At 55.6% G+C, this 23,369-nt stretch carries 22 protein-coding genes and 1 other annotated feature; of the genes, 10 read left to right on the forward strand and 12 right to left on the reverse strand.

Going from position 1 to position 23,369, the window contains the following annotated elements:
* Positions 1-70 precede the first annotated feature (70 nt).
* The 7 genes from adk to ACMWJS_RS12345 form a co-directional block, all read right to left on the reverse strand.
* Positions 71-715, reverse strand: a complete 645-nt coding sequence (adk, locus tag ACMWJS_RS12315; RefSeq protein ID WP_006809841.1) for an adenylate kinase — start codon at positions 713-715, stop codon at positions 71-73.
* Positions 716-944: 229 nt separating this feature from the next.
* Complete coding sequence (htpG, locus tag ACMWJS_RS12320) at positions 945-2,819, reverse strand: molecular chaperone HtpG (protein ID WP_045909747.1); 1,875 nt, start codon at positions 2,817-2,819, stop codon at positions 945-947.
* A 110-nt stretch (positions 2,820-2,929) separates the two neighbouring features.
* Positions 2,930-3,535 carry a recombination mediator RecR gene (recR, locus tag ACMWJS_RS12325; protein WP_008499298.1) on the reverse strand — a complete coding sequence of 202 codons (606 nt, stop codon included), beginning with the start codon at positions 3,533-3,535 and terminating at the stop codon, positions 2,930-2,932.
* On the reverse strand, positions 3,535-3,867 hold the full coding sequence (locus ACMWJS_RS12330) for a YbaB/EbfC family nucleoid-associated protein (protein ID WP_010428194.1): 333 nt from the start codon (positions 3,865-3,867) through the stop codon (positions 3,535-3,537). Before ACMWJS_RS12330 ends, recR begins: the two co-directional genes overlap by 1 nt.
* A 54-nt stretch (positions 3,868-3,921) precedes the next feature.
* Positions 3,922-5,850, reverse strand: a complete 1,929-nt coding sequence (gene dnaX, locus ACMWJS_RS12335) for a DNA polymerase III subunit gamma/tau (protein ID WP_414747134.1) — start codon at positions 5,848-5,850, stop codon at positions 3,922-3,924.
* Positions 4,528-4,592, reverse strand: a sequence feature (DnaX frameshifting element). (Overlaps the previous gene by 65 nt.)
* Positions 5,851-5,938: 88 nt before the next feature.
* Positions 5,939-6,490, reverse strand: a complete 552-nt coding sequence (gene apt / locus ACMWJS_RS12340) for an adenine phosphoribosyltransferase (protein ID WP_000127359.1) — start codon at positions 6,488-6,490, stop codon at positions 5,939-5,941.
* Between the two features lie 151 nt (positions 6,491-6,641).
* A complete protein-coding gene (locus tag ACMWJS_RS12345; RefSeq protein ID WP_013095896.1) occupies positions 6,642-7,019 on the reverse strand; it encodes a DUF454 family protein in 378 nt (125 codons plus the stop codon).
* Between the two features lie 50 nt (positions 7,020-7,069).
* On the opposite strand from ACMWJS_RS12345, the gene priC reads away from it, so the two are divergent.
* A complete protein-coding gene (gene priC, locus ACMWJS_RS12350; protein WP_234081281.1) occupies positions 7,070-7,597 on the forward strand; it encodes a primosomal replication protein N'' in 528 nt (175 codons plus the stop codon).
* 14 nt (positions 7,598-7,611) lie between these two features.
* Positions 7,612-7,785 carry a pleiotropic regulatory protein RsmS gene (gene rsmS, locus ACMWJS_RS12355; RefSeq protein WP_414747135.1) on the forward strand — a complete coding sequence of 58 codons (174 nt, stop codon included), beginning with the start codon at positions 7,612-7,614 and terminating at the stop codon, positions 7,783-7,785.
* A gap of 23 nt (positions 7,786-7,808) precedes the next feature.
* On the opposite strand, the gene mscK is transcribed toward rsmS, so the two are convergent.
* Both mscK and acrR read right to left on the reverse strand, forming a co-directional pair.
* Entirely contained in the window at positions 7,809-11,180 is a 3,372-nt protein-coding gene (gene mscK, locus ACMWJS_RS12360) for a mechanosensitive channel MscK (protein WP_414747136.1), read from the reverse strand.
* A gap of 113 nt (positions 11,181-11,293) precedes the next feature.
* The gene (gene acrR, locus ACMWJS_RS12365; RefSeq protein ID WP_048225918.1) at positions 11,294-11,947 is read right to left on the reverse strand and encodes a multidrug efflux transporter transcriptional repressor AcrR; all 654 of its coding nucleotides are present in this window, start codon (positions 11,945-11,947) and stop codon (positions 11,294-11,296) included.
* Between the two features lie 140 nt (positions 11,948-12,087).
* Here acrR and acrA point away from each other — a divergent pair, with 140 nt between their 5' ends.
* The 6 genes from acrA (at position 12,088) to ACMWJS_RS12395 (ending at position 18,924) form a co-directional block, all read left to right on the forward strand.
* Positions 12,088-13,281, forward strand: a complete 1,194-nt coding sequence (gene acrA, locus ACMWJS_RS12370) for a multidrug efflux RND transporter periplasmic adaptor subunit AcrA (RefSeq protein WP_045909753.1) — start codon at positions 12,088-12,090, stop codon at positions 13,279-13,281.
* A 22-nt stretch (positions 13,282-13,303) separates the two neighbouring features.
* On the forward strand, positions 13,304-16,450 hold the full coding sequence (gene acrB, locus ACMWJS_RS12375; RefSeq protein ID WP_414747137.1) for a multidrug efflux RND transporter permease subunit AcrB: 3,147 nt from the start codon (positions 13,304-13,306) through the stop codon (positions 16,448-16,450).
* Between the two features lie 508 nt (positions 16,451-16,958).
* The gene (tomB, locus tag ACMWJS_RS12380; protein WP_008499288.1) at positions 16,959-17,333 is read left to right on the forward strand and encodes an Hha toxicity modulator TomB; all 375 of its coding nucleotides are present in this window, start codon (positions 16,959-16,961) and stop codon (positions 17,331-17,333) included.
* Positions 17,334-17,360: 27 nt separating this feature from the next.
* The gene (locus tag ACMWJS_RS12385; RefSeq protein WP_008499287.1) at positions 17,361-17,579 is read left to right on the forward strand and encodes an HHA domain-containing protein; all 219 of its coding nucleotides are present in this window, start codon (positions 17,361-17,363) and stop codon (positions 17,577-17,579) included.
* 208 nt (positions 17,580-17,787) lie between these two features.
* On the forward strand, positions 17,788-18,339 hold the full coding sequence (maa, locus tag ACMWJS_RS12390; protein WP_045909755.1) for a maltose O-acetyltransferase: 552 nt from the start codon (positions 17,788-17,790) through the stop codon (positions 18,337-18,339).
* A 117-nt stretch (positions 18,340-18,456) separates the two neighbouring features.
* The gene (locus ACMWJS_RS12395) at positions 18,457-18,924 is read left to right on the forward strand and encodes a YlaC family protein (RefSeq protein WP_045909756.1); all 468 of its coding nucleotides are present in this window, start codon (positions 18,457-18,459) and stop codon (positions 18,922-18,924) included.
* On the opposite strand, the gene ACMWJS_RS12400 is transcribed toward ACMWJS_RS12395, so the two are convergent.
* On the reverse strand, positions 18,896-20,356 hold the full coding sequence (locus ACMWJS_RS12400; RefSeq protein ID WP_414747138.1) for a PLP-dependent aminotransferase family protein: 1,461 nt from the start codon (positions 20,354-20,356) through the stop codon (positions 18,896-18,898). The genes ACMWJS_RS12395 and ACMWJS_RS12400 overlap by 29 nt on opposite strands.
* A gap of 101 nt (positions 20,357-20,457) precedes the next feature.
* Here ACMWJS_RS12400 and ACMWJS_RS12405 point away from each other — a divergent pair, with 101 nt between their 5' ends.
* Positions 20,458-21,168 carry a GNAT family N-acetyltransferase gene (locus tag ACMWJS_RS12405; protein ID WP_414747139.1) on the forward strand — a complete coding sequence of 237 codons (711 nt, stop codon included), beginning with the start codon at positions 20,458-20,460 and terminating at the stop codon, positions 21,166-21,168.
* Here the strand turns inward: ACMWJS_RS12405 and ykgO are convergent.
* Both ykgO and ACMWJS_RS12415 read right to left on the reverse strand, forming a co-directional pair.
* Positions 21,165-21,305 (reverse strand): type B 50S ribosomal protein L36, encoded by a 141-nt coding sequence (ykgO, locus tag ACMWJS_RS12410; RefSeq protein ID WP_414747140.1) that lies wholly within the window; start codon positions 21,303-21,305, stop codon positions 21,165-21,167. The two genes, ACMWJS_RS12405 and ykgO, sit on opposite strands and share 4 nt — an antisense overlap.
* Before the next feature lie 2 nt (positions 21,306-21,307).
* The gene (locus ACMWJS_RS12415) at positions 21,308-21,568 is read right to left on the reverse strand and encodes a type B 50S ribosomal protein L31 (RefSeq protein WP_006176933.1); all 261 of its coding nucleotides are present in this window, start codon (positions 21,566-21,568) and stop codon (positions 21,308-21,310) included.
* Between the two features lie 219 nt (positions 21,569-21,787).
* Between ACMWJS_RS12415 and ACMWJS_RS12420 the strand changes: the two genes are divergently transcribed.
* Positions 21,788-23,353 (forward strand): EAL domain-containing protein, encoded by a 1,566-nt coding sequence (locus ACMWJS_RS12420; RefSeq protein WP_414747141.1) that lies wholly within the window; start codon positions 21,788-21,790, stop codon positions 23,351-23,353.
* Positions 23,354-23,369: the final 16 nt, after the last annotated feature.

Genomic DNA, 23,369 nt, shown 5'->3' on the forward strand with positions numbered 1-23,369 from the left:
GGAACCCATTGCTGCAATAGGTAAGATGAGAATATTTCTCACCCGGAGGACCCGGGTGAGAGAAGTGCAATTAGCCGAGGATTTTTTCCAGCTCTGCACGTACGTCAGCCACGGCTTTGGTGCCGTCGACTTTGGCGTATTTGGTGTTACCCGCCTGCGCTTCTTTGGTGTAGTAGCCGATCAGCGGCGCGGTCATCTGATGGTATTCCACCAGGCGCTTGCGCACGGTCTCTTCCTGATCGTCTTTACGGGTGGTCAGCTCTTCGCCAGTCACGTCGTCTTTGCCTTCAACCTTAGGCGGGTTGAATTTGATGTGGTAAACGCGGCCAGAAGCAGCGTGTACGCGACGGCCAACGATGCGGTCAACGATCAGCTCGTCCGGTACGTCGAACTCCAGAACGTAGTCCACGTTGATGCCCGCTTCTTTCATGGCGTCAGCCTGAGGAATGGTGCGTGGGAAGCCGTCCAGCAGGAAACCGTTACGGCAGTCTTCCTGAGCAATGCGCTCTTTGACCAGAGCAATTACCAGCTCGTCGGTCACCAGCTTGCCTGCGTCCATGATGTCTTTCGCCTGTTTACCCAGCTCGGAGCCAGATTTAACAGCGGCGCGCAGCATATCACCGGTGGAGATTTGCGGAATACCGTATTTCTCCATGATGAACTGAGCCTGAGTTCCTTTACCCGCGCCCGGAGCGCCAAGCAGAATAATACGCATTGCGAAAATCCCCTCAAAAGTCGTTTCAATTTTTCAAAAGCGCTAAACAATACCACCAGAACGGGCATCGCTCAAGGAAGGCAGGAAGGCTGAAACGGTTAATGGGGGGAGATAATTTGGGATAGTGCGAGAATTCCCCCTCACCCTAACCCTCTCCCCAAAGGGGAGAGGGGACGATTATACCCTCTCCCCTTTGGGGAGAGGGCCAGGGTGAGGGGCAGGTGTTTAATTACGCCAGCAGCAGCGCATTCACACGTTTAATGAAGAGGTTAGGATCTTCCAGCGTGCCGCGTTCGGCCAGCAGGGACTGATCCAGCAGGAGTTCAACCCACTCGGCAAAGCGGGCGTCGTCTTGGGTATCCGCCGCGCGTTTCACCAGCGGATGATCCGGATTAAGCTCAAAGATATATTTCACTTCCGGTACCGCCTGGCCCGCCGCCGCGAACAGCTTCGCCATCTGGGTGCTCATTTCGTCGGCATCGGTCGTGACGATGGCCGGGGTGTCGGTCAGACGGTGAGTGAAACGCACCTCTTTCACGCGGTCGCCCAGCAGGGTTTTCACGCGCTCAACGAACGGCTCCAGCGCCTTCTCGGCTTCTTTCGCGTTCTCATCCACTTCATCCGCCAGCTTGTCGATAGATTCGTCGGCTTTGGCAACGGACTGGAACGCCTTACCGTCGAACTCGGTCAGGTAGTTCATCATCCACTCGTCGATGCGGTCAGAAAGCAGCAGCACTTCGATGCCTTTCTTACGCAGCAGCTCCAGGTGCGGGCTGCTCTTCGCCGCGGCGTAGCTGTCGGCGGTGATGTAGTAGATCTTCTCCTGCCCTTCTTTCATGCGGGAGACGTACTCTTCCAGCGACACGGTCTGCGCGGAGGAGTCGGTGTGCGTAGAAGCGAAGCGCAGCAGTTTGGCGATGGTTTCAACGTTCGCGGTGTCTTCTGCCGGGCCTTCTTTCAGCACCAGGCCGAACTGTTTCCAGAAGGTCTGATATTTTTCCGCATCGTCTTTCGCCAGTTTTTCCAGCATCTGCAGCGCACGTTTGGTCAGGGCGTTGCGCAGGTTACGGGTGACGGTGCTGTCCTGCAGAATTTCACGGGAGACGTTCAGCGGCAGATCGTTGGAATCGATCAGGCCGCGGACAAAGCGCAGGTAGTTCGGCATGAACTGCTCGGCGTCATCCATGATGAATACGCGCTGCACGTACAGCTTCAGGCCGTGCTTGTGATCGCGGTTCCACATGTCCCACGGCGCCTGTGCCGGGATGTACAGCAGGCTGGTGTACTCCTGCTTGCCTTCCACACGGTTGTGGCTCCAGGTCAGCGGGTCGGTAAAGTCGTGGGCGATGTGCTTGTAGAATTCGTTGTACTCGTCGTCTTTAATTTCAGACTTGTTGCGCGTCCACAGCGCCTGCGCCTTGTTGATTTTCTCCCAGGAAACCACGGTTTCACCGTCTTTCTCTTCCTGTTTTTCAATCTCAACCGGCAGGGCGATGTGGTCGGAATATTTGCTGATGATGGAGCGCACGCGCCAGTCGTTCAGGAAATCATCTTCCCCTTCACGCAGGTGCAGGGTGATTTCGGTGCCGCGGTCCGCTTTGGTGATGTCATCAACGGTGTATTCGCCTTCCCCTTTGGATTCCCACAGCACGCCGTTTTCAGCGCTGTCGCCCGCCGCACGGGTGCGCACGGTAACTTTGTCCGCCACAATGAACGCCGAGTAGAAACCGACGCCGAACTGGCCGATGAGCTGGCTGTCTTTCGCCTGGTCAGAGCCCATGGACTCCAGGAACGCCTTAGTGCCGGATTTCGCGATGGTCCCGAGGTGGTCGATCACCTCGTCGCGGTTCATCCCGATGCCGTTATCGGCGATAGTCAGGGTGCGGTTCTCTTTATTAAACGAGACGCGCACGCGCAGCTCGCCGTCGCCTTCGTACAGATCCGGGTTAGACAGCGCGCGGAAGCGCAGCTTGTCCGCCGCATCCGAAGCGTTGGAAATCAGCTCACGCAGGAAAATTTCTTTGTTGGAATACAGGGAATGGATCATCAGGTGCAGAAGCTGTTTTACTTCTGACTGGAAACCACGGGTTTCTTGTCCTTTCATCTATGTCGACCTCAACAATGCCATTTAATGGGGTTTTAAAACGTTGAGTGAGAGATGGGGATAGGGGGGGAAATTTTCAAGCGGAGGCCGCGCGCGCAGCCTCCGTTTGGTCAGAAAATAATCTTGTGACGTCCGGCCAGAGAGTGCGACAGCGTGGTGCCGTCCACCATCTCCAGCTCGCCGCCGACCGGCACGCCATGGGCGATGCGGCTGGCGTCAACGCCATACTGCGAGCACAGCTCGGCGATGTAGTTGGCGGTTGCCTCCCCTTCCACCGTGGGGTTGGTGGCGAGGATCACTTCTTTGATCGTTTCGGACTCAAGACGCTGTTCAAGGCGGTCAAGACCGATATCGTCCGGGCCAATACCGTCCAGCGGGGAGAGATGCCCCATCAGCACGAAATAGCGGCCGGAAAACTGCCCGGTTTGTTCGATGGCGTAGATGTCCGCCGGACTCTCCACCACGCAAATCTGGCCGTTTTCCTGACGACGCGGGTTCGTGCAGATGTTACACACGTCCTGCTCGGTAAAGGTACGGCAATCCGCACAGTGACCGATTTCTGACATGGCGCGGGTTAAAGCCTGCGCCAGGCGCATCCCGCCGCTGCGGTCGCGCTGCAATAGCGTAAACGCCATGCGCTGCGCCGACTTCGGGCCAACGCCCGGCAGGCAGCGCAGTGCTTCCATTAACTGCGTGAGCAGCGGACTGGTTTGCATCAGAACGGCATCTTGAAGCCAGGCGGCAGCTGCATGCCGCTGGACACGGAGGCCATTTTCTCTTTCTGGGTTTCGTCGATGCGGCGAGCGGCATCGTTAAACGCGGCTGCAACCAGATCTTCCAGCATATCTTTGTCGTCTTCGAGCAGGCTCGGGTCGATTTCCACGCGACGGCAGTTGTGCGCACCGTTGATGGTCACCTTGACCAGACCGGCACCGGATTCACCCGTGACTTCCAGCTGAGCGATCTCTTCCTGCATCTTCTGCATTTTTTCCTGCATCTGCTGAGCCTGCTTCATCAGGCCACCCAGACCGCCTTTTCCACCAAACATAGGCTTCTCTCTTCTTTCACGTTTAAGGATTACAACCGTAAGTCAGACTCACGATCAAATGGGGCGAATACTCTCTTCATCCAGATCGGCGTCGAAGAACCGGCGCAGGGTCTGAATGTTGTTATCCGCAATAATCGCCTCGCGCGCCTGCGCGAGCTTCTCTTCATAAATGGCCTGGCGCCACTCGAGCGGCGTTTTCACTGCCGGATTATCATCTTCAATGATAGTCAATTCAACCGGTGCCCCCTGTAAAGCGGCAAGCGCCTCGGCCAGCGCCTTTTGCGCGCCCGGGGAATTGAGGTGCCGCTGGCCCGGACGCAGGTGCAGACGCACCTGATTGCCGTCCTGCTCTTTCCAGGCGTTCAGCGCGACCTGCTCGACCAGCTTCGGCAGCTGGAGTTTGCTGACCTCGGCGGCCCAGGCATCGCGCGCAATGGACTCTTCGGCAAGCTTCGCGGAAAGCTCCGGCGTTTTTTCATGCTCCAGCGCCTTTTTCAGCGCTTTCGGCGTGGCCACCTCTTCCTTCACGGTTTCGGTGATGGTGGTTGCCTTCCAGCGGTAAGCCTCTTCTTTCACCGGGGCTTTCTGCTCGAGCGCGGACGGTGCCGGACGCGACTGAACGCGCTCCGTTACCGAGGCCAGTCGTTCAAGCGCGGCGTTGTTCACCGGCCGCGCTCTTCCTGGCGCTGCCGGTTCACTCTTTTTTGGTTTGGTTACTCCCTGGGCACGCTGCAGCTGGCTGCGCGCGGCAAGCACCGAACTGGTGGCATCCGACAGCGGTACGTTCTGCTGCGGTGGCGGCGTCGGCTGCGGCGGCACCTGCTGCGGTGACATCACCGCCGTGGGCGCGACCGGCGCGAAAGACTGTCGCGGCACTTCCGGCTCCGGCAGCGGCATGCGCGGGTGGAACGCCAGCGCGCGCAGCAGCGTCATTTCAACGCCCATACGCGGATCCGGCGCAAACGGTAACTCTTTGCGGCCAATCAGCAGCGTCTGGTAATAAAGCTGGACGTCGGCAGGCGGCACGGTGCGGGCAAGCTCACGCATCCGCTGTTCAATGGCCGCCATATCCGCACCAATCGCGGAGGGAGAAAGCTGCAGCATCGCCACGCGGTGCAGCAGGCTGAGCATCTCAACCAACAGCCCTTCCCACTCAATACCGCGGGCAGCGGCCGCGTTCACCTGCGACATCACGCGTTCGCCGTTAGCGGCAATCATCGCTTCGATAAGCGACAGCGCCTGATCGTCATCCAGCGTGCCAAGCATGGTGCTGACCGCCTCGGTGGAGAGCTTGCCGTCACCGCTGGCAATCGCCTGGTCGGTCAGGCTTAATGCATCACGCAGGCTGCCCTCCGCCGCGCGGGCCAGCAGCTGCAGGGCGCGCGGTTCGTGGACAATCTTCTCTTCATCAAGAATATGCTCAAGCTGCGCACGGATCTGCTCAACGTCCAGCGCCTTCAGGTGGAACTGCAGGCAGCGCGATAAAATCGTGACCGGCAGCTTTTGCGGATCGGTGGTCGCCAGCAGGAACTTCACGTGCGCGGGCGGCTCTTCCAGCGTCTTCAGCAGGGCGTTGAAGCTGTGGCGCGACAGCATGTGCACTTCATCGATCAGGTAGACCTTGAAGCGGCCGCGCGCCGGGGCGTACTGGACGTTGTCCAGCAGGTCGCGGGTATCTTCCACTTTGGTGCGCGAAGCGGCGTCTATCTCGATCAGATCGACAAAACGCCCCTGCTCGATCTCCCGACAGTTATCACACACGCCGCACGGCGTGGCGGTGATCCCGGTTTCGCAGTTGAGACCTTTTGCCAGCAAACGGGCAATAGAGGTCTTACCGACGCCGCGGGTGCCGGAAAAAAGATAGGCGTGATGGATGCGACCTAGCGACAAGCCGTTCGCCAGGGCCGTCAGCACATGTTCCTGACCGACAACGTCAGCAAAGGTTTGTGGTCGCCATTTACGGGCTAACACCTGATAACTCATGGGCAGGCTCTGCAACGCTGGAAGGTGAATTTATGAAGGGGAATGCTATCACAACCTCACCCATTGAGCGAGGTTGTGAAAACCGGGATTAGTGACCCGGGAAAGGCACCAGGCTGTAGCTGGTAATACCCTGTTTTTCCAGGCGCTGTTCACCGCCGAGATCGAACAGGTTGATGATGAAGGCCGCGTCGGTCACTTCCCCACCCAGACGGCGGATCAGCTTCACGGTCGCTTCAATGGTGCCGCCGGTCGCCAGCAGATCGTCAACCACCAGCACTTTGTCGCCAGGCTTGATCGCGTCAACGTGGATCTCCAGCTGATCGGTGCCGTACTCCAGCTCGTAGCTTTCTGCAATGGTTTCACGCGGCAGCTTGCGCGGCTTACGCACCGGCACAAAACCTACGCCCATCGCCAGCGCAACCGGTGCGCCAAACAGGAAGCCACGGGCTTCGGTACCTACTACTTTGGTGATCCCGGCGTTTTTATAACGCTCGACCAGCAGTTCAATGCTGAGCGCGTACGCTTTCGGGTCTTCCAGCAAGCTGGTGACATCACGGAAAAGAATGCCAGGCTTTGGGTAGTCCTGGATGCTTTTGATGCTGTTTTTCAGATATTCAAGCTGCTGTGCAGTTGCGGTCATCGGTTTGTGCCTAAATGAAACAGTGTTACTCACGGCGCGCAACGAGTCGGCAAAGGTAACAATTGTTTAACCTTTAACCAGGCGCGCCTGTGCTCGAAAACGGTCGAATTTACTGGCTGTACGCAATAATTGCAACAGCCATGATAAGGCTTCAGTGCTTTTGTTGCTTTTCATCAACCACGGGGATCCGCCACATGAAGATAAGCAGGCAGGTCAGGATGACCAGCAGCAGGATCCGCACCCACATCATTTTCACCAGCCATAATGAAATGGCGAAGGTGATGAGGATCACCGCGATCGCGCGCGGCTTGGCGCCGGGCGGCATGGCCCGGTGTTTTTGCCAGTGCCGCAGATAGCCGCCAAACCATGAGCGATAGAGCAGCCAGTGGTGAAAACGCGGTGACGAGCGGGCGAAGCACCAGGCCGCCAGCAGGATAAACGGCGTGGTCGGCAGCAAGGGTAAAACCACACCCAGCGTGCCAAGCACTACCGCGAGCCAGCCAATGATGATTAAAATAGTACGCTGCATAATGCGAATCGTTATCAAACTGAACGGCTACTTTACCACTGGAGAGCGCCTTGAAAACAGCACTGCTTCTTGAGAGGCTGCAAAATCAGCTGATTGCTCTGCGGGAGCAGGCCACGCCGCTGATGGGGCACGCCACGCTGAAACCGCGCTTTGACCGGCAGCTTTTTCGTACCCGCAGCACCGTTATTCAGGATTACCTGGCTGAAGCGCAGACGAACCTCGACGAGCTTCGCCATGCGGTTGAGCATGAACAGCAGGAACAGGTGGCGTGGCTTGCGGCGCATCTCACCGAGCAGATCACCGCGCTGCATCGCGAAATCGCCGCCTGGCCGCTGCGCGCCTGGGACAGCGCCTCGCCGGGGCTCGGCAAATGGCAGCGCAAGCGGCTGGAGAACCAGGAGTTTGAACGCCGACTGTTTGAGATGAAGCGCGAACGCGAGGTGCGCCTGAACAACAGCGAAACGCTGGAAGAGCAGCAGCTATTGATGCGCGAGATTAGCGCGCTGGAAGGACGCATCGTCCGCTGCCGTCAGGCGCTGGATGACATTGAACGCGTCATAGAACGTTTGACCCGTTAACAGGAGCCACACCCATGTCACTGGAAAATGCACCCGATGAGGTCAAGCTGGCCGTCGATTTAATTATGCTGCTGGAGAATCATGATATTCCCGCCGGGACGGTGCTTAAGGCTCTGGAGATTGTACGGCGGGATTTTGAGGGGAAACTTACCCCTCACCCTGCCCTCTCCCCTGAGGGGAGAGGGTAAAAGCAAAAGCAGACCGCACCAGATTATTCCCTCTCCCCTCTGGGGAGAGGGTTAGGGTGAGGGTCATCACCCTTAATCTCGCGCTTCACTTCCGTATGCTCATCACCTTTCTCGTTACGCAGGTGAACCTCAAGCTGGTTGAAGGCGATATTTATATCGTTTTCACGGCACAGACGATCGATAGAGCGGTTAAGCTCATCCACCGTGTAGCTGCGGTCACGCAGTTCACGCACGTATAAACGCAGCTCGTGATCCAGCGTACTCGGCCCAAAGGTGGTGAAGAAGACCGCCGGAGCCGGATCGTGCATCACTTTCGGATGTTCAGACGCCGCCTTCAGCAGCACCTCTTTCACCTTATCCAGATCCGATCCATAGGCCACGCCCAGGCGGATCACCACGCGTGTCACCGTATCCGAGAGCGACCAGTTGATCAGACGCTCGGTCACGAACGCTTTGTTCGGGATGATCACCTCTTTGCGATCGAAGTCGGTGATGGTGGTCGCACGAATGCGGATCTTGCTGACCGTTCCCGAGAACGTGCCGATGGTGACGGTATCGCCGATACGTACCGGACGTTCAAACAGAATGATCAGGCCGGAGACAAAGTTACCGAAGATCTCCTGCAGGCCAAAACCAAGACCGACCGAGAGGGCGGCCGCCAGCCACTGCAGTTTATCCCACGAGACGCCAAGCGAACCAAAGACCGTCATCGCTCCAACAATAATGATGACGTAGTTGAGGATCGTGGTGATGGCGTAGGACGCCCCCTGGCGAAGATTCAGACGTGACAGGAGCAGCACTTCGAGCAGGCCAGGCAGGTTGCGGATCAGCGCCCAGGCGACCACCGACGACACCAGCGCAAACAGCAGGCTGCCCATGGTCACGCTTTTCATGACCGCCGCGCCGGCTTCGGTTCCGTTGTATTGCCAGAGGGTAATACTGTCGAGATAGGCGAAAACGGTAATAAGATCGGACCAAATAGCCCAGAACATCACGGCAAACAGGGCGATCATCACCAGCATGGTGATGCGCAGCGTCTGCTGGTTAACCTGCTCCAGCGCGATGGTCGGCTCTTCCTGCGGCTCCGCGCCCTCGGCCCCCTCTTTCACCTGATGTTGACGACGCGCGATGGCACGGCGATAGGCGATGCGGCGGGCAGCCACGCTCAGGCCGCGCAGCACGGTCTGATAGAGCAGGTTCCAGACGATCACCAGATAGACCGTTTCAATCCAGCGCCCGGACAGGCGCAGCGTGGTATAGAAGTAGCCCGTTGCCGTCAGCACCATCAGCGCCAGCGGAATGATCGCCAGCACGGTCACAGTGGCCAGACGGATATTGTGGGACTCTTTATCACGCCAGCTGTCGCGGCACATCGGCCACATCAGGATAGCAATCAGCAGCAGGTTCAGCAGGATGACCAGCTGGCCCAGCACATCATCCATCAAATGCAGCGGGGAAAGTTCAGAGACAACCGACCAGAAGTGCAGCGGCAGCAGCGCCAGGCTGATGCGCACAATCTGACGACGCCAGTGGCTGGTCAGCTGCGCAGGCATGTTGAAATGACGCACCGCCACGCCGTCTTTTTCCAGCACCTTCCAGCACACGCCAAACACCAGCCAGAACAGCGCCAGTTTTTTACTGAACGCCCACAGCAGATCGCTGACGTTGAGCTGCATGGTGAGCAGGATCAGGCCCACGGCCAGAATAATCAGGCACACCGGCAGGGCGCGAATAAGGTCGATCAGAATCGCTTTTGGCGTATGGAGCTGGCTATCGTTACGCAGCTGCCCCACTTCGGACGCCAGCTTCGCCTGGTATTTTTTCAGCCAGCCCAGACGCCAGCGAATCAGACCTGCGATCAGCAGCAGCGGTAGCCCCGCCAGCAAGGCAATCATCACCGCAGGCCAGGCTTTCTCCCAGTTCACGGTGATCTTCATGCTCTTGATCTGCGTTTTCAGCGTCTCAGGGAAGGATTTAATCCAGTCCCAGTCCATCGGTTTGTTGCTGTTTACCCAGAAAATCTGCTGAGTCAGGATCTCCTGCAGACTTTTCGAAACGCTCACCAGCTGCTGCTGGTTGATTTGCAGGTTAATGGCCATCATCAGCTGGTTGCCCAGCTGCTTGTTGAGCTGATCCAGCAGCTCGCGACGCATATCCACGACCTGGAGCAGCGCGTCGTGCACTTCCGGGTTCACGTCGCTGGAGTGCCCTTCTTCAATTTTGGCGACAAAGGTATCGCTCTGGAAAAGCGCATCGCGCTGCTGGTTGACGTCAAACTGTTCCAGACGTAAATCCGCAATGCGGTTGGTCATGTCTTCCAGCTCATCGGCGGACGGAAGCGTCTGCTGCTGCTGGTAGAGAATACGCGACAGCAGGAGGCTGCCTTTCAGGACCGCGATCTGCTCTTTGATGTTGCGTTCCGCCTGCAGGGCACGATCCAGCCAGTTCTTCACCTTGATATTTTGCTGAACCAGCGAGTTGCCGTTTTCGGTCGCCAGTATCAGGCGCTGGCTAAGCTGGTGGTTGGCCTCGAGTTCCTGCTTCACCAGCGGGTTGGCCTGGATGCGGGCGGTTTCGTCAGGGGATACGGCCTCCTGGGCGGTTTTTTCCGTCAGCGTCAGGCGCTTGCTGTTAACCGCTTCCTGCAGCAGCTGTAGCTGGTGCTCCAGACGATTAATGTTTGCGGTGACGTAATCGCGCTGTTTCTGCAGGGTGTCCTGCAGCACCGTATTCCCTTCCAGACTTTTACGCTGCTGTTCAATCTGCGCATTGAGCAACGTCTGCTGCACCAGCAGCAGGGTTTGCTGCGTCGGGCGCAGCGTGCCCTCTCCTACCGTTGTGCCGTTGAGGCGGTTGCGGATCTGCTGCAGCTGCTGAGACGCGGCGTACATCGCATTTTGCACGCGCTCGGGCTGGGTCTGCAGGGAGACAAGCTGGCTGTTGTAGGTGGCGAGATCGGACTGCGCCGTTTGCAGGTCGTCGAGCAGTTGCGCCACGCGCGATTCGAGCTGGCGTAAGGAGAGCGCGGCGAGCGTTTTGCGTGTTTCGTCGTCGTTATCCACGTCGCTCAGGGCATTCAGCGATTCCGTCGCTCTGCGCATGTTTTCTGGGGCCTGCGCCACCTTCTGACGGAGCTGTGCGGTTTCTGCCTTAACGCGTTCAATTTTATCCAGCGTTTCCAGCGTTTCCGTCAGATCCTGCTGCGTCAGTTTTTCCTGAGGAGAGAGTTCTTTTTGTTTGTTCAGCGTGTCGAGCTGCGACTGAACATCCGCACGCGTGGGGATATCGTTGCTGTTGTCGGCGCGGGCCCAGGTCAGCGGCGCCGTGGCGAAGAAAAACAGCATCGCAAAGAGCAATGCAAAAACAGGATGTTGCGAGCGATTGATGGGCAGCATAGTTGTGAATGATGTCAGAAGATGACCGAAAATAGTCCGGCGTGAAGAATATCACGCTCGCCGGAAGCAGAATAGCGCGAACGTGAGCCTCTGAGATAAATCCTGGAAATGAGTCAGGCGGTTAGCGACGGCGCGTCACTGCGCAGCGTCGGGCAGAGCTGTAGCATTTCCAGTAAAATCGCGACGTAGCTGCGGGCCTCCGCTTTAAGATCAAACGACTGTGGCGCAAACAGCCAGTTTTCCATCAGACCGGAAATGTAGCTACGCATCAGAATCGCCGCCCGGCGGGTCAACAGGTTGGCCGGCAGCAGTTTTGCCTGCATGCACTGATTCAGGTTGTATTCAATACGGTCATAGCTCTCCAGGCTGAGGCTGCGTTGTGCCTGCTGAACAATCGCCATCTCGCCCACGAACTCGCATTTATGAAAGATTATTTCCATCATTAATCTGCGACGTTCTTCAACTACCGTAGCTTCAAGGATATATACTAATATTTCTCTCAATACTGAGAGTGGATCGTCAGGGAATTTTGCCCGATACTCACTCTCGAGATCGCTAATGCTGGACTCTGAAAGCTCCCAGATTTCACTGAACAGATCTGACTTGTCTTTAAAATGCCAGTAAATCGCTCCCCGCGTCACACCGGCAGCCTGAGCAATTTGTGCCAGCGAGGTAGATGAAACACCCTGCTGCGAGAACAAACGTATTGCCACATCCAGAATGTGTTGTCGGGTTTCCAGCGCTTGTTGTTTAGTTTTTCGTGCCATAGGTGGGTGAATTTACAGGAGTCAGATTTACATACATTTGTGAATGTATGTACCATAGCATGACGATAATATAAACGCAGCAATGGGTTTTAGACTCAGGACCCTTGATCAATTTGAAATCGGACACTCGAGGTTTACATATGAACAAAAACAGAGGGTTAACGCCTCTGGCGGTCGTTCTGATGCTCTCAGGCAGCTTAGCGCTAACAGGATGTGACGACAAACCGGCTCAACAAGGAGCTCAGCAGGCGCCAGAAGTAGGCGTTGTGACGCTCAAATCTGAACCTCTACAAATCACCACCGAATTACCCGGCCGTACAAATGCTTACCGCATTGCGGAAGTGCGTCCTCAGGTTAGCGGCATTATCCTGAAACGTAACTTCACCGAAGGCGGTGATGTGAAGGCCGGTGAGTCTCTGTATCAGATTGATCCCGCAACCTATCAGGCGTCTTATGAAAGCGCGAAAGGCGATCTGGCTAAAGCACAGGCCGCGGCTAAAATTGCTCAGCTGACGCTGAACCGCTATCAAAAACTGCTCGGTACCAAGTATATCAGTCAGCAGGATTACGATACCGCCCTGGCGGATGCCCAACAGGCTAACGCAGCCGTGGTGGCAGCCAAAGCGGCCGTCGAAACCGCGCGCATTAACCTGGCCTATACCAAAGTGACCTCGCCTATCAGCGGTCGTATTGGTAAATCTTCCGTGACGGAAGGGGCTCTGGTGCAGAACGGTCAGACCACTGCGCTGGCGACCGTGCAGCAGCTCGATCCGATCTACGTTGACGTCACGCAGTCCAGCAATGATTTCCTGCGCCTGAAACAGGAGCTGGCTAACGGCACCCTGAAACAGGAAAACGGCAAAGCCAAAGTGGAGCTGATCACCAACGACGGTATCAAGTTCCCGCAGGAAGGTACCCTGGAATTCTCTGATGTGACGGTCGACCAGACCACCGGTTCCATCACCTTACGTGCAATTTTCCCGAACCCTGACAAGAATCTGCTGCCAGGTATGTTCGTTCGCGCGCGTCTGGAAGAAGGAACGAATCCAACCGCACTTCTGGTTCCACAGCAGGGTGTGACCCGTACGCCACGCGGCGATGCGAGCGCGCTGGTTGTCGGAGCAGATGACAAAGTCGAAACGCGCAATATCACCGCCACGCAGGCGATTGGCGATAAATGGCTGGTGACGGAAGGTCTGAAAGATGGCGATCGCGTGATTGTTTCTGGTTTGCAAAAAGTTCGTCCTGGCGCGCAGGTTAAAGCACAGGAAGTGAAATCTGACGATAAACAACAAGCTTCGGCCGCTGGCCAGTCAGAACAAACCAAGTCTTAACTTAAACAGGAGCCGTTAAGACATGCCTAATTTCTTTATCGATCGCCCCATATTTGCGTGGGTGATCGCCATTATCATCATGCTGGCCGGGGGACTTGCGATCCTGAAGCTGCCTGTCGCGCAATATCCAACGATTGCGCCACCGGCGGTGACTATCTCCGCAACCTACCCGGGGGCTGATGCGAAAACGGTGCAGGACACCGTCACTCAGGTTATCGAACAGAACATGAACGGTATCGATAACCTGATGTACATGTCCTCAAACAGTGACTCTACCGGTACAGTTCAGATCACCCTGACCTTCCAGTCAGGTACGGATGCTGACATTGCGCAGGTTCAGGTGCAGAACAAACTGCAGCTGGCGATGCCTCTGCTGCCGCAGGAAGTACAACAGCAGGGTGTGAGCGTCGAGAAATCGTCTAGCAGCTTCCTGATGGTTGTCGGCGTTATCAACACCAACGGCACCATGACGCAGGAGGATATTTCCGACTACGTGGGTGCCAACATGAAGGACGCCATCAGCCGTACTTCCGGTGTAGGTGACGTTCAGCTGTTCGGTTCTCAGTACGCGATGCGTATCTGGATGGATCCGAACAAACTGAACAACTTCCAGCTGACCCCCGTTGACGTGATCAATGCGATTAAAGCGCAGAACGCCCAGGTGGCAGCCGGTCAGTTAGGCGGTACGCCGCCGGTGAAAGGCCAGCAGCTTAACGCCTCGATCATCGCACAGACCCGTCTGACCTCTGCCGATGAGTTCAGCAAAATTCTGCTGAAAGTGAATCAGGACGGTTCCCAGGTTCGCCTGCGCGACGTGGCTAAAGTCGAGCTGGGTGGCGAAAACTACGACATCATCGCGAAGTTCAACGGTAAACCGGCTTCCGGTCTGGGTATCAAACTGGCGACAGGGGCTAACGCCCTGGACACCGCCACGGCGATCCGCGCAGAGCTGAAGAAGATGGAACCGTTCTTCCCGTCAGGTCTGAAAATCGTTTACCCGTATGACACCACGCCGTTCGTCAAAATTTCGATTCACGAAGTGGTTAAAACGCTGGTAGAGGCCATCATCCTGGTGTTCCTGGTGATGTATCTGTTCCTGCAAAACTTCCGCGCGACGCTTATCCCAACGATTGCCGTGCCGGTTGTTCTGCTCGGGACCTTTGCGATCCTGTCGATATTTGGCTACTCGATAAACACCCTGACGATGTTCGGGATGGTGCTCGCCATCGGCCTGCTGGTGGATGACGCCATCGTCGTGGTCGAGAACGTCGAGCGCGTAATGGCGGAAGAAGGTCTGCCGCCGAAGGAAGCGACCCGTAAATCAATGGGTCAGATCCAGGGCGCGCTGGTCGGTATCGCGATGGTACTGTCTGCGGTATTTATCCCGATGGCTTTCTTCGGGGGCTCTACCGGTGCGATTTACCGTCAGTTCTCGATTACCATCGTTTCCGCGATGGCGCTGTCGGTGCTGGTCGCATTGATCTTGACCCCTGCCCTGTGTGCCACCATGCTGAAGCCGATTCAGAAAGGCGGTCACGGCGAGCATAAAGGGTTCTTCGGCTGGTTTAACCGCATGTTTGATAAGAGCACGCACCACTACACCGATAGCGTGGGCAACATCCTGCGCAGCACCGGTCGTTACCTGCTGCTCTATATCATCATCGTCGTGGGGATGGCGTTCCTGTTCGTTCGTCTGCCAAGCTCGTTCCTGCCGGATGAAGACCAGGGCGTGTTCCTGACGATGGCACAGCTTCCTGCGGGCGCGTCGCAAGAGCGTACCCAGAAAGTGCTGGACGAAGTGACGGACTACTACCTCACCAAAGAGAAAGACAACGTTGAATCCGTGTTTGCGGTTAACGGCTTTGGCTTTGCGGGTCGTGGTCAGAACACCGGTATTGCCTTCGTTTCTCTGAAAGACTGGTCTGAACGTCCGGGCAAAGAGAACAAGGTTGAAGCCATTACCGGCCGTGCGATGGGCACCTTCTCGCAGATTAAAGATGCGATGGTGTTCGCCTTCAACCTGCCAGCGATTGTTGAACTGGGTACCGCGACCGGCTTCGACTTCCAGCTGATTGACCAGGGCGGTCTGGGTCACGAAAAACTGACGCAGGCGCGTAACCAGCTGTTTGGCGAAGTGGCTAAGCACCCTGACCTGCTGGTCGGCGTGCGTCCGAACGGCCTGGAAGATACGCCGCAGTACAAAATCGACATCGACCAGGAGAAAGCCCAGGCGCTGGGCGTATCCATCAGTGACATTAATACCACGCTGGGCGCCGCCTGGGGCGGTAGCTACGTTAACGACTTCATCGACCGCGGTCGCGTGAAGAAAGTGTACGTGATGTCCGAGGCGCAATACCGTATGTTGCCAAACGATATCAACAGCTGGTTCGTGCGCGGCAGCAATGGTCAGATGGTACCGTTCTCGGCGTTCTCAACGTCTCGCTGGGAATACGGTTCGCCGCGTCTGGAACGCTATAACGGTCTGCCATCGATGGAGATCCTGGGTCAGGCCGCTCCGGGCCGAAGCACTGGTGAAGCCATGAACCTGATGGAAGAGCTGGCGAGCAAACTGCCTTCGGGTATCGGCTATGACTGGACCGGTATGTCCTATCAGGAACGCCTGTCCGGAAACCAGGCCCCTGCCCTGTACGCGATTTCACTGATCGTCGTCTTCCTGTGTCTGGCAGCGCTGTACGAGAGCTGGTCAATTCCGTTCTCCGTTATGCTGGTGGTACCGCTTGGGGTTATCGGTGCGCTGCTTGCGGCAACGTTCCGTGGACTGACCAACGACGTGTACTTCCAGGTAGGCCTGCTGACAACCATTGGCTTGTCGGCGAAGAACGCGATACTTATCGTTGAATTCGCCAAAGATCTGATGGAGAAAGAAGGTAAAGGTCTGATTGAGGCAACGCTTGAGGCTGTTCGTATGCGTCTGCGCCCAATCCTGATGACATCACTGGCGTTTATCCTCGGCGTACTGCCGCTGGTTATCAGCTCCGGTGCTGGCTCCGGTGCGCAGAACGCGGTTGGTACAGGCGTGATGGGTGGTATGGTTACCGCAACCGTACTCGCTATCTTCTTCGTACCGGTGTTCTTCGTGGTGGTTCGCCGCCGCTTCAGCCGGAAAAATGAGGATATTGAACACACGCATTCGGTAGAACCTCAGTGATACCGGTTTCACATGATAAAAAGGCCGCATTAGCGGCCTTTTTCATTTTCAGAAAAAATCATAAATTACGCTTATTGTGGTTCTATTTATTTTCTGCCATCTTAATTAGACATATCATAATTAACTGATAACTTAATCGGTGAATTCAGGATTTTTTTAATTTCATTTCCCCGCTTAAGCTATTAGGAATATTCCTAATAAGAAGTTCTGACAAAGAGAAGTTCGAATCTGAACTTTTCAGGCCGTTTTGCTAAGCCAATGAAACGTAAGGAAGCGATAAAAAATCGCGTTAATTTGGATAAAAAAAGGGTGTCCGGGACGGAACATTGCGTACATGCTCGCAGTCTACGGTTTTATTTGTAATTTTTCGTAATAGCGCGATGAAATCCAGGAAGGAGTGGCTTATAGTTAAGTTATCAGGAACACAGCACTCATGTAGCTAAGTCAGTTGTATCCATCCCGACTATGATGTTCGGTGAGTAAGAAATCACTCAGAAGGGGATGCGCTATGGACGAGTACTCGCCAAAAAGGCATGATATCGCGCAGTTGAAATTTCTCTGCGAATCCTTGTACCATGACTGCCTTGCCAACCTTGATGAAAGTAACCATGGCTGGGTAAACGACCCAACGTCTGCCATCAATTTACAGTTGAATGAGCTGATAGAGCATATCGCAACCTTCGCACTTAATTATAAAATTAAGTACAATGAAGATAATAAGCTCATTGAGCAAATTGATGAATACCTGGACGACACCTTTATGTTGTTCAGTAGTTACGGCATTAACGCCCAGGATTTGCAAAAATGGCGTAAATCGGGAAACCGGCTATTCCGCTGTTTCGTCAACGTGAGCAGAGCTAACCCGGTTAGTCTTTCCTGTTAAAATTATTACAATTACTAAGGTGAATTTATGTCTGATAAACCACTCACAAAAATCGATTATTTGATGCGCTTACGACGTTGTCAGTCAATTGACACGCTCGAACGCGTCATTGAAAAGAATAAATACGAGCTTTCTGATAATGAACTGGCCGTATTTTATTCAGCCGCGGACCATCGTCTTGCTGAACTGACCATGAATAAGCTGTATGACAAAATCCCTACTTCTGTATGGAAATTTGTCCGTTAATGTTTGAAGGGTGTCTGTAGAGTTCTACGCCACGTTCTAAGCTGTTTTTACCTATCCCGTTATGCTCCCTGTGCCCAGGCCAGGTCTCCGTGTAAAACGTGTTTATCAGCAACATTGTTGTGACGCCAGTCACATCGGCTTTTCGGGAACGTTCCCCTCCCGGCCTGTTCCTATTACTCTGCGGTAATCTTTTCCAGAGAGGTTTCCTATGAGCGTAGAAAAACAGAAGATGATTGCCGGTGAACACTACCGCCCCGGCGATGAGACGTTACGGGCCGACAGACTGCGGGCCCGCCATCTGGTGTACCGCTATAACCACACCGCGCCCGATGAAAAGACAGAACGCCAGAACATCCTGGCGGAACTGCTGGGGCAAAGCGAAGGCGCTTATATCGAACCGAGCTTCCGCTGCGACTATGGATATAACATCTCTCTGGGTAAAAACTTTTACGCGAACTTCGACTGCGTGATGCTGGATGTCTGCCCCGTTCGTATCGGCGATAACTGCATGCTCGCGCCGGGTGTGCATATTTATACGGCCACCCATCCGCTGGATGCAGAGGAACGGAACAGCGGCGTGGAGTTTGGCAAACCCGTCACCATTGGGAATAATGTCTGGATCGGTGGTCGGGCGGTTATTAACCCTGGCGTCACCATTGGTGATAATGTGGTGGTGGCCTCCGGTGCCGTGGTGACGAAAGACGTCCCGGCTAACGTTGTCGTGGGCGGCAATCCGGCAAAAATCATCAAAACGCTGTGAGGGAGTGGGGAGCCAACTGTTATGGTCTTTTAGCGCCAGACTGTTACTTTTTTCAGCCCAATGGCTCCCCTAAAATTGGCAGACACCCTGTATTGTCAACTCTCATAAAGGCAAAAAATGACCGAGATACAGCGCCTGCTCACCGCCACCATCGACGATCTTAACCTCCGCGAAAAGCGCGACAATCGCCCGCGCTTTAGCATTAGCTTTATTCGCAAACATCCTGGACTGTTTGTCGCCATGTATGCCGCCTGGCTGGCGACGCTTATTGTGATGCTGAAGTCTGAAACACTGGTGGACTCCGTCTGGCTGCTGGTTGTGCTGTTTGTGGTCTTTAACGCCTTTTTCTTTTTCGACGTGAATCCGCGCTACCGTTACGAAGATATCGACGTCCTCGATTTCCGGGTCTGCTATAACGGCGAATGGTACAACACGCGTTACGTGCCAGAGGAGCTGATCGACAGCATTCTGCACTCTCCGGCCGTTGAAACCGTGCAAAAAGAGAAGCTGCAGAAAATGGTCTCTACCAAAGGTCAGCTCTCTTTCTATGACGTCTTTACCCTTTCGCGCCCTGCTGCTGCGTAATTAACGCCTGCAGACGCCGGATCCCCGGCGCAAACTGAGAAGCAGAGGTATTGCCGTAACCTAAAACCAGACCGGTTTGCCCCTGCTTCGCCTCCAGGTAGTACCTGCTCAACGCAGCGGGTGCCAGCTGAAACGCCCTTGCCTGCTCCACCAGTTTCTGGTCATCAATATCGTCTATCGCCAGCGTCAGATGCATCCCGCCTTCACCGGCCAGAATACGGTGCGGCGCATGAAGCTCTGCGCCCAGCACCTCCCGCAGCTGGCGGTATCGTTTACGATAGAGTCGACGCATGGCGGCAAGATGACGGGCATAATGACCTTCTTCGATAAACAGCGCCAGCGTGCGCTGTTCGGCACGATGCCCACCGCGCAACAGCGAGCCGATGGCCGGACGAACCGCCTTCGCCAGCGCAGGCGGCAAGACCATGAACCCTATTCGGAGCGACGGAAACAGCGTTTTACTGAACGTCCCGAGATAAACCACAGGCGCATTGTTGACCATTCCCAGCATCGCCGGCACGGGCTCACCGGCATAACGGAATTCGCTGTCGTAATCGTCTTCGATGATCCACGCGTTGTGCTGCCGGGCGAGCTCCAGCAGCGCCAGACGCCGTCGGGCGCTGAGCACGCTTCCGTAGGGGAACTGGTGTGAAGGTGAGGTAAAAATTAACGAGGGAGAAGGGGCATTCAGTCCCTCCCAGCACATCCCCTCGTCATCAACCGGGATCCCCGTCATGGTCAGGCCGGTTTTAACAAACGCGCTTTTTGCCCCGCTATAGCCGGGGTTTTCTACCCAGGCGATATCCCCCGGCTCACTCAGCAGCATTGTGCACAGGTTGACACCCTCAAGCGCGCCTTCCGTGATCACAATCTGGCTCGCGTCGCAGTCGATACCGCGGGACAGGGCAAGATGCCGGGCAATCGCTGCCCGCAGCGACGGTTCACCGGCCGGGTCGCCATACCCCAGCAGGGCATTTCCCTCCTCCCGCATCACGCGATCGTACAATCGCCGCCACAACGGCAGAGGGAAATAGTTGATAGCGGGTGTCCCCGGCGTAAATGCCAGAACCGGAGTATCCCGTTGCACCGGCGCAGGCAGCAGGCCAACCCGTCGGGCGAGCCTGATGTCAGGGTCCGGCAATGTCCGGATGGCCGAGCGGTAAGCCAGCTGTGCCACCCGCGTTCCCTGGCGGTCACGCTGCAAATACCCTTCCAGCGTGAGCTGGTCCAGCGCCGCATTGACGGTATTGCGGGAAAGGGAGAGCTGCTGGGCCAGCGTTCGCGAACCGGGAAGCTGGCTGCCGGACAGGAGTCTTCCGCACAGAATCACCTCCCGTAAAGCAAGATAAAGCGCGCGCTGGAGCGTCTCTTCCCCGCGTTTTTTCAGGGCTGCGTTGAGCAAGGTATAAAAGTCATCACCCGGTATATTCATCTCGCCTCCTCGTGGCACCATCAAAACATAGCGCAGTGGTTCTTTTTAAGGAACCAGTAATTCACTAGTCTGAAACTCTTTTCAACGTCACGGAAATTAAGATGAAGACATTCAATCAGTTCGGACAGCCAGTGGGCGAAGCGCTTAGCGACTGGCAACCTCGTCAGCCCCCATCCCGGGTCGTGCTTCAGGGCCAGTATTGTCGCCTTGAACCGCTGCGCGTGGAGCATGCCAACGCGCTGTTCTCCGCCTATTCCCTGGCCAGAGATACGCGCAGCTGGACGTGGCTGCTGCGTGAGCCCGACGCTACCGCAGAGGAATTTGCCGAATGGGTGGCGAGCGTGAGTGAGTTATCCGACCCCATACACTTTACCGTTATGGATAACCGGACTCAGTCACCCGTTGGAACGCTGTCCCTGATGCGGATCGATCCTAAAAACGGGGTCGTGGAGGTGGGGCACGTTCACTTCTCGCCTCTTTTAAGCCGCACGCCCATGTCAACAGAGGCGCAATATCTGCTGATGCGGTATGTGTTCGATACCCTGGGCTACCGGCGTTATGAGTGGAAGTGCAATAGCCTGAACGAACCTTCCCGCAAGGCCGCCCTGCGCCTGGGTTTTCAGTTTGAGGGGCGTTTTCGCCAGGCGCTGGTGATAAAAGGCCATAACCGGGATACCGACTGGTTTTCGATTCTCGATAAAGAGTGGCCGACGCTGGCGAACGCCTTTGAGCGCTGGCTTGCCACCGACAATTTTACTGCCGATGGCAAACAGAAAAGATCCCTGGAAAGCTGGCGAGAAACGCGCGTTTAGCGTCTTTTTTTACGTCCCTGAACCGCCTTAAAGCGCGGATTGGATTTGCAAATCACGTACATGCGTCCCTTGCGTTTGACTATCTGGCAATCCGGGTGACGCTGTTTTGCACTGCGCAATGAGTTAAGTACCTGCATGGTTAGCCCCGCTTCGCATTGAGAAAACCACCAAAACGCTTGCGGAAGCGCGCTGCGCTACCGTCCGTGGAGAACGTTTTCTGCTTACCGGTATAAAACGGGTGCGATTTTGAAGAAACCTCGATGGTGATATACGGATACGTTTCACCGTCGAGTTCAATTTCGCGGTCGGTCTTAATGGTTGAGCCCACTTTGAAGTATTCATTCGCGCTGGTGTCATGGAAGACTACGGTGCGATAGGCGGGATGGATATTGGGTTTCATCGTCAATCCTTTATGTTTTGTTATAACATAACAAAATAATATCCAGGCCAGATTCAAAAAACAACCCCTCCCCTTTGATGATATTTTCTGGTTTACCTGAGATAAAATGAAAACCAGGCCACCCACGTGCTATAACTATATCATTTCGCGGTAAAATCTTTCTCTTCAGGCAGGGAACTCAGTGCTCAGGAACGGGTATACGAGGAAGGACACGACAGCATGAAAACCCGACATCTGGTCAGTCTGGTGACTGGCGTACTCATCTTTTCCGTGCTGGTCCCCATTTGCCTGAGCATCTGGCTTGCCCACCGCCAGGCGGAAGATGATTTTGTCGATGCGCTGGAAAACTATGCCTCGCGCGTGCAGATCAGAACCGACAGGGTCGTGGCGCAGGCAAAAGAAGCGCTCAATCATCTGCAGGCCTTTAAGGGCGTACCGTGCAGCCCTTTGCAGCTAAGAGAGATGCGCCGTGCGGCTTTCTCATGGCGCTATGTGCAGGAGGTGATCTATATCGACAACCTTCAACCGCTCTGCTCCTCCCTTGAACAAACCAGCCATGCCGCCGCTTTTCCTCCGCCAATGCGCATTACCGAAGACGGTTACAGTGCATGGCTAACCACGCAAAACGATCTTGGGTTTCATCGCTACATGGCCGTGCTGGGGCAAGGTCATTACCTTGTCATGGTCGATCCGGCCTCACTGGTGGATGTGATCCCATTCGGTGATATCGTGGTTGATGCCGCCCTGGTAGGAAGCACAACACACCTCGTCTTTGCCAGCAGTAATCGACTCGATCCGTACGTTCGCGACACGATCGGGGGCACGGAGATGACCAGCATTCAGTATAAGGGTTCAATGTACGTCATGAAGCCCATCCCTGAACTGGGATTTACCGTTGTCGCATGGGCTACGCTCAAACCGCTGGCGGAAACCTGGCACCAGCAGCTGCTTTTATGGCTCCCCTTCGGCGTCCTGATAAGCCTGCTTGCCGCGCTCTTTGTCCTGCGGATACTGCGTCGCATCCAGTCGCCGCGCAACCGCCTGCTTGACGCCATTAATAGCCGCGATTTTGTGGTTCACTATCAGCCCATCGTGGCGCTGTGTAGCGGAAAAATTGTCGGCGCAGAAGCGCTGACGCGCTGGCCGCAGCCGGACGGAAGCAGCCTCTCGCCTGATATTTTTATTCCCCTTGCTGAGCAAACCGGGCTTATCTCTCAGCTGACGCAGCTCGTTATCGAAAAAGTGTTCGAGGATATGGGTAACTGGCTGCATCTTCACCCCGATCAGCATATCTCCATCAACCTCGCGCCCGCCGATTTGACCTCCGGCACGCTGCCGCCGCTGCTGAGTCACTTGCTGAACAAATGGAAGGTCCATCCGGGCCAAATCGCCCTTGAGGTCACCGAGCGCGGCTTTGCCGATCCCAAAATCAGCGCGCCGGCAATCGCCGCATTCCGCCGTTCGGGGCACCCTGTCTATATAGATGATTTTGGTACGGGCTATTCCAGCCTGAGCTATCTGCAGGATCTGGATGTCGACACGCTAAAAATTGATAAATCGTTCGTGGATGCGCTGGAGTACAAAAACGTGACGCCACACATTATTGAAATGGCGAAGTCGCTGAAGCTGGCGATGGTTGCGGAAGGCGTCGAGACCGCCGGGCAGCTCGCCTGGCTGCACCAGCACGGCGTGCAGTACGGACAGGGCTGGTACTACAGCAAAGCGCTGCCAAAGACGGAGTTTATTCTTTGGGCAGAAAATAACCTCGCGAGGTATTCTCATTGATCTTGCGGCCACGCCC

Source organism: Enterobacter sp. HK-058-C-ECC (genome assembly GCF_047531125.1).
Taxonomy (GTDB): Bacteria; Pseudomonadota; Gammaproteobacteria; order Enterobacterales; family Enterobacteriaceae; genus Enterobacter; species Enterobacter quasiroggenkampii.